Here is a 5,692-nt window from a genome sequence, read left to right as displayed (position 1 = left end):
ATCTGTTGTTAATTGGTAAGACCAATCTATTTTGTGGGGTTTTATTCTCTATTTGTGCATAAAACTCCTATTTTATGCAGTTTTCAGTCATATTTAGAGGCTGTGATGGAGATTGTTGGATTTGCTTAAGTTTGGGTAAAGCAAAGGGAGTTAAACTGTCCTGGTCTATTTATCGTCAAATACAATGAATTCGCAGTATTGAGATTGTAAGGTATTTGTAGTGTGGTTAAACTAGCTGAACCTTTTGGTAGTAAATCTAGTCTATCTCTAGATATTGCTCGGTAGAGCGTAAAAATATAAATGGCTACCATTGCCGAAACACTTTTGGGAGTATAATAACGTGGAATCGGGACTAAATTTTGTCGATCTAATTTTAAAAGCCAGTTTTTTGGTACAACTTGTTATGTTGACCCTGGTGGGATTGTCTATTGCTTCTTGGGCAATTATTTTTCAACGTAAAACTGTCATTTCTCAAGCCCAAAGCCAATCAAAGAATTTCGAGCAAAAATTTTGGTCCGGTATGGATCTTAGCAAACTCTATAATGAAATAGCTGCAAGGGCTGGTAGTGCAACAGGATTAGAAGCGTTATTTGTATCCGGCTTTAAAGAATTTGCAAAGCATAAAAAAGGCAATATCCAATCTCCTTCGATTGTTGTTGAAGGAACTCACCGTTCAATGCGTGTCGCGCTTTCTCGTGAAATTGAAAAGTTAGAATCAAGCCTCTCTTTCTTAGCGACAGTTGGCTCTATTAGTCCTTATATCGGTCTATTTGGTACGGTTTGGGGTATTATGAATGCGTTCATCGCGCTCGGTGAAGTGAAACAAGCGACACTGCAAATGGTTGCTCCAGGTATTGCTGAAGCGTTGATTGCGACAGCCATGGGTCTGTTTGCGGCAATTCCAGCGGTTATGGCCTATAACCGATTTGCCAAAAATGTAGAAAAGCTCGAAACTCAGTACATTAACTTTATGGAAGAGTTCGCTAATATTCTTTATCGTCAGGCTGCAACACAAGTAGAGGCAAAACAAAATGTATCAGCGTAAGAGACGTCGTCCCGTCGCGGAGATCAACGTCGTTCCTTATATTGATGTTATGTTGGTGTTGTTAATCATCTTTATGGCAACGGCTCCACTTATCCAGCACGGCGTAAAAGTAGACCTACCTCAGATGGAAGAGTCTGAATTGGTTGAAACCAAAGACTCGCCACCGATTATTGCCACCATTGATGCTGAAGGTCGCTATTTTGTGACTGTTGGTACAGACCCTGAAGCGCCAATGGATGCAGTAGAAGTAGCCGCAGTGATTAAACTTAAGTTAGAACAAAATCCAGATACTCCTGTAATGATTAAAGGTTCAGGCAGAGTGTCGTATCAAGAAGTCCTTTATTTAATGGATTTCTTGAAAAAAGCGGGTGTTCCTTCTGTTGGCCTAATGACTAAATCATTTGAGGATGAGTAATGAGTTCATTATCTAGCAGTGTAGTTAAGTCAGTATTGCTTCATGGCGCGATTGGCGGTCTGCTATTTGCTACGGCAAATTTTCAAGTTGAAACACCTACTGTGATGGAAGTCACCTTAAATCCACAGCAAAAAGATCAAAAGCCTGAAAGGGCGGTTTCTGCGGTGTCGGTTGATCAGCAAGCGGTTGAGAAAAAGATTGCGGATTTAAAAAAGCGTGAAGAGGAAAAGCAAGCAGCTGAAGATCGCCGTATTCGAGATCTTGAGCGACGTGCACAGCAAGCCAGAAAAGACCGTGAAGCCGAAGCTAGGCGCATTAAAAAGCTGGAGCAAGAGCGTCAAGCTAAGTTGGAAGAGACTCGCCAAGCTGAGGCGCAAGCTAAACGCGCTCGCGAAATTGAGAAAAAGCAACGTGAGCAGGCTGATAAAGCGAGAGCTGAAAAAGCCGCAGCGGAAGAAGCTGCTAAAAAGGCAGCAGCCCAGCGTCAAGCTGAGGAAGATCGCTTAAGAAAGGCCGAAGAGGCGAGGAAACGTCGCGAAGCTGAGGAAAAACGAAAAGCGGAAGAAGCGGAGCGTCAACGTCAAAAGGCACTTGAAGAACAAATGCTGCGTGATCAGCTTGCTAAGGAGCAGGCAGCAAGAGCGAAGATCCGTCAACAGCAAGTCTTGAGCGAGGTGGATAAGTTTAAAGCGCTTATCATGCAACGCATTCAAGCAAACTTACTTATTGACGAAACAATGAAAGGTAAACAATGCCGAGTAAACATCCGTCTAGCTTTTAACGGCCTTGTGACGCATGTAGAGTCATTGGGCGGCGACAAACTAGTTTGTGAAGCTGCTATCCGTGCTGTGAAAATGGCAGATACTTTACCTGTTTCTAAAGATAAAGACGTGTTTGAGCAGCTTAAGAATATCAATCTAACAATTAAACCAAATTTTTAAAGGACGAACATGCTAAAGAAGTTCACAACCTTATTGCTGGTTTTTACTCTGGGCGTATCACAGTTTGCGCAAGCCGCACTTGAAATTGTGATAACAGAAGGGGTAGACAGTGCTAGACCCATCGCGATTGTGCCATTTAAGTATAATGGCACTGGTGAAATGCCGTCGAGTTTAAGTGACGTTATTTCTGCGGACCTGATGCGCAGCGGTAAATTTAAGCCCGTTGCTGAGGCTGACATGCCTCAATTACCTACAACTGACTCGGAGATTGACTACGCTGCATGGGTAGATGCAGGGATTGAAGCGGTAGTAGTAGGCACCGTGACTCAGCAATCTGCTGGACGCTACTTGGTAAAGTATGAATTGATTGATGTGATAAGAGCACAGCTTACTGGTGGTGAAACTCGCATTATGTCAAATGGTCGCTTAATGCAAAGTGACGATCATGTACTTGAAGGACGCCAAAGCATTGTCAGCAGTACAGGCTTTAGAAACTATGCGCACCAAATTAGCGATGTTGTATACGAAGCTTTAACAGGTGAAAGAGGTGCATTTAGAACTAAGATCGCCTACGTCATCGTACGTGACGGCCAAGATAAGCCGTACCAATTGGTTGTTGCGGATTATGACGGTTACAACGAGCAGGTGTTATTACGCTCCAAAGAGCCGTTAATGTCGCCTGCATGGTCACCGGATGCAAACAAACTTGCTTATGTGACTTTTGAAAATCGCCAATCGCAAATCTATATTCAAGATATTTACACTGGAAAACGCGAACTCGTCACGAGTCACCCCGGTATTAATGGCGCACCACAGTTTTCTCCTGATGGAACTAAATTACTAGCGGTGCTCTCTAAGGACTCAGGTGGTGCGACAGAAGTCTATCTAATTGACCTAAAAACCCGTCAAGAAACACGCTTGACTCGTCACCGTAGTATAGATACTGAGCCTTCTTGGCATCCAAACGGTCAAGAAATTGTGTATACATCTGAAAGGGGTGGTAATGCTCAGATTTATAAGTTAAATTTAAAAACTGGTAGGTCTAAGCGAGTGACGTTCGACGGCGACATGAACTTAGCAGGTTCGATCACCCCAGATGGTAAACGTCTGATTATGGTTAACCGTACGCTGGGCCGTTACCACATTGCGAAAAAAGAATTAGATTCCGGGCTGTTTCAAGTGCTAACTCGTACGAGACTAGATGAGTCTCCGAGCATTGCACCAAATGGTTCGATGATAATATACAGCACCTTGCACAATAATAAGCAGGTATTGGCATTGGTGTCTATGGATGGTCGTTTCAAGGCAAGATTACCTGTCTTGGACGGTCAAGTTAAGGCACCAGCCTGGTCGCCGTTTTTACAGTAATTTTGCTGGTTAGATTTATAAAGATATAGGAATATACTCGATGCAACTTAACAAAACTCTAAAAGCCTTAATGGTCGCGTTGCCAGTGATGACACTTGCAGCATGTAGCTCATCCTCAAGTGTTGATGAGGGCGCGGCGAGCGAAAGCAATCAAGCGGCAACCAATCAAGATAACAACACTGTTGACGTAAACACTATTTCTCGTGAGAAATCTGCAGAAGAAAAACTACGCGAGAAATATGAAGCACTTCGTCAAGAACAGATCGTTTACTTCGATTTTGATAAATCTACTATTCAAAGTAAGTATGCTGAATTACTTCAAGCGCACGCTGATTTCCTAGTGAAAAATCCAAGTGTAAAAGTGCTGGTAGAAGGTCACGCTGATGAGCGTGGTACGCCTGAGTACAACATTGCACTAGGTGAGAGCCGCGGTAAATCAGTAGCTAAATACCTTCAAAGCCTTGGTGTTTCTGACAGCCAGATCTCTGTAGTGAGCTATGGTGAAGAAAAGCCAATGATTAAGTCACGCACAGAAGAAGCGTTCGCTAAGAACCGTCGCGCGGTATTAGTGTACTAAGAAAGAGTTATTATGAAGCCGAATACTATTTTGGCAGCATTCTTACTCATGAGCGGGAGCGCCCAAGTTTGGGCTGCTCCCGCTCCTGTTTCAGAAGCTGCAAATTCAAGTCAAACACTAGAAGAACGTGTCTCTCAACTGGAGAGCATGATGAGAACCCGCAATTTACTGCAAGCCGAGCTTCAGCAACAGCTTAATCTTTTACAAGAAGAAGTAAGCCAAGTACGCGGTGTGACAGAAGAGCAGAGCTATAAGCTTGAAAAAGTGTTGCAACGCCAACGTGAGTTGTATCAAGAGATTGAAAATCGCGTTAGCCAAGCTTACGACCAGTCAAAGTCAACCGCTGCTGTAACGCCAGATGTTACACCTGAACAAGCGTTCAGCAGTAACCTGTCTGAGAATGAGGCGTACGACCGCACAGTAAACATGATAATGAAGGATAAGCGCTACGATGCAGCGATCCCTGAGTTTCAAAGTTTTTTACAGCAGTATCCAAACTCAGTATATGTACCAAACGCGCATTACTGGCTAGGTCAGCTATTCTTAATAAAATCTGACGATGGTAAAGCTAAGTCTCACTTCGCAACCGTTGTGGATAATTTCCCTGAATCGAATAAACGTCCAGAAGCAATGTTAAAGCTGGGTACTATTTTACATAAACAGGGACAAACAGCTGAAGCGAAGACACTCCTTAATAAACTGATTAAAGAGTATCCAAGTACGACTCCTGCAAAATTGGCAACAGAGCGTTTAGCGAAGATGTAATTATCACTTTTTGAGCTGAGTGCCTTAAAATTAGGCGCTTAGTCATAAAAAGTGAAAAAAACTAGCTATTTCAGTTGCACTCAAAATTTAAATAAGTATTATAAGCGCCCGCAGCAGGCGATTGGTAACAAAAAACTGCTGCGTTAAGTGGGTCATTAGCTCAGTTGGTAGAGCAGTGGACTTTTAATCCATTGGTCGATGGTTCGAGTCCATCATGACCCACCACTTTACAAGCTTTAGAATTCATATTTGAGCGGGTCATTAGCTCAGTTGGTAGAGCAGTGGACTTTTAATCCATTGGTCGATGGTTCGAGTCCATCATGACCCACCACTTTATAAGCTTTAGAATTCGATTTGAGCGGGTCATTAGCTCAGTTGGTAGAGCAGTGGACTTTTAATCCATTGGTCGATGGTTCGAGTCCATCATGACCCACCACTTTACAAGCTTTAGATTTTATATTTGAGCGGGTCATTACCTCAGTTGGTAGAGCAGTGGACTTTTAATCCATTGGTCGATGGTTCGAGTCCATCATGACCCACCACTTTACAAGCTGTCTCTTATACACTTATGACGCTGCCGC

At 43.2% G+C, this 5,692-nt stretch carries 6 protein-coding genes and 4 tRNA genes; all 10 read left to right on the top strand.

All coding sequences use genetic code 11. The features are described from left to right. Positions 1-340 precede the first annotated feature (340 nt). The 10 genes from tolQ (at position 341) to L1D50_RS21030 (ending at position 5,653) form a co-directional block, all read left to right on the top strand. Positions 341-1,045 carry a protein TolQ gene (gene tolQ, locus L1D50_RS21075; protein ID WP_010605125.1) on the top strand — a complete coding sequence of 235 codons (705 nt, stop codon included), beginning with the start codon at positions 341-343 and terminating at the stop codon, positions 1,043-1,045. Next, positions 1,032-1,460, top strand: a complete 429-nt coding sequence (gene tolR, locus L1D50_RS21070; RefSeq protein WP_010377593.1) for a protein TolR — start codon at positions 1,032-1,034, stop codon at positions 1,458-1,460. The genes tolQ and tolR overlap by 14 nt, the downstream gene beginning before the upstream one ends. Beyond that, positions 1,460-2,401 carry a cell envelope integrity protein TolA gene (gene tolA, locus L1D50_RS21065; RefSeq protein ID WP_128727757.1) on the top strand — a complete coding sequence of 314 codons (942 nt, stop codon included), beginning with the start codon at positions 1,460-1,462 and terminating at the stop codon, positions 2,399-2,401. The genes tolR and tolA overlap by 1 nt, the downstream gene beginning before the upstream one ends. A gap of 9 nt (positions 2,402-2,410) precedes the next feature. Continuing rightward, positions 2,411-3,769, top strand: a complete 1,359-nt coding sequence (tolB, locus tag L1D50_RS21060; protein ID WP_138524250.1) for a Tol-Pal system beta propeller repeat protein TolB — start codon at positions 2,411-2,413, stop codon at positions 3,767-3,769. 40 nt (positions 3,770-3,809) lie between these two features. Further along, the gene (gene pal / locus L1D50_RS21055; protein ID WP_128727755.1) at positions 3,810-4,346 is read left to right on the top strand and encodes a peptidoglycan-associated lipoprotein Pal; all 537 of its coding nucleotides are present in this window, start codon (positions 3,810-3,812) and stop codon (positions 4,344-4,346) included. A 12-nt stretch (positions 4,347-4,358) separates the two neighbouring features. Further along, positions 4,359-5,111, top strand: a complete 753-nt coding sequence (gene ybgF, locus L1D50_RS21050) for a tol-pal system protein YbgF (protein ID WP_128727754.1) — start codon at positions 4,359-4,361, stop codon at positions 5,109-5,111. A 149-nt stretch (positions 5,112-5,260) separates the two neighbouring features. Then, positions 5,261-5,336, top strand: a tRNA-Lys gene (locus L1D50_RS21045). A gap of 30 nt (positions 5,337-5,366) precedes the next feature. Further along, positions 5,367-5,442, top strand: a tRNA-Lys gene (locus L1D50_RS21040). A 29-nt stretch (positions 5,443-5,471) separates the two neighbouring features. After that, positions 5,472-5,547, top strand: a tRNA-Lys gene (locus L1D50_RS21035). A 30-nt stretch (positions 5,548-5,577) separates the two neighbouring features. After that, positions 5,578-5,653: transfer RNA gene (locus L1D50_RS21030), tRNA-Lys, on the top strand. Positions 5,654-5,692: the final 39 nt, after the last annotated feature.

The organism is Pseudoalteromonas sp. Isolate6 (assembly GCF_022398435.1).
Lineage (GTDB): Bacteria > Pseudomonadota > Gammaproteobacteria > Enterobacterales > Alteromonadaceae > Pseudoalteromonas > Pseudoalteromonas galatheae.
This window is presented reverse-complemented; position numbering and strand designations above follow the sequence as displayed.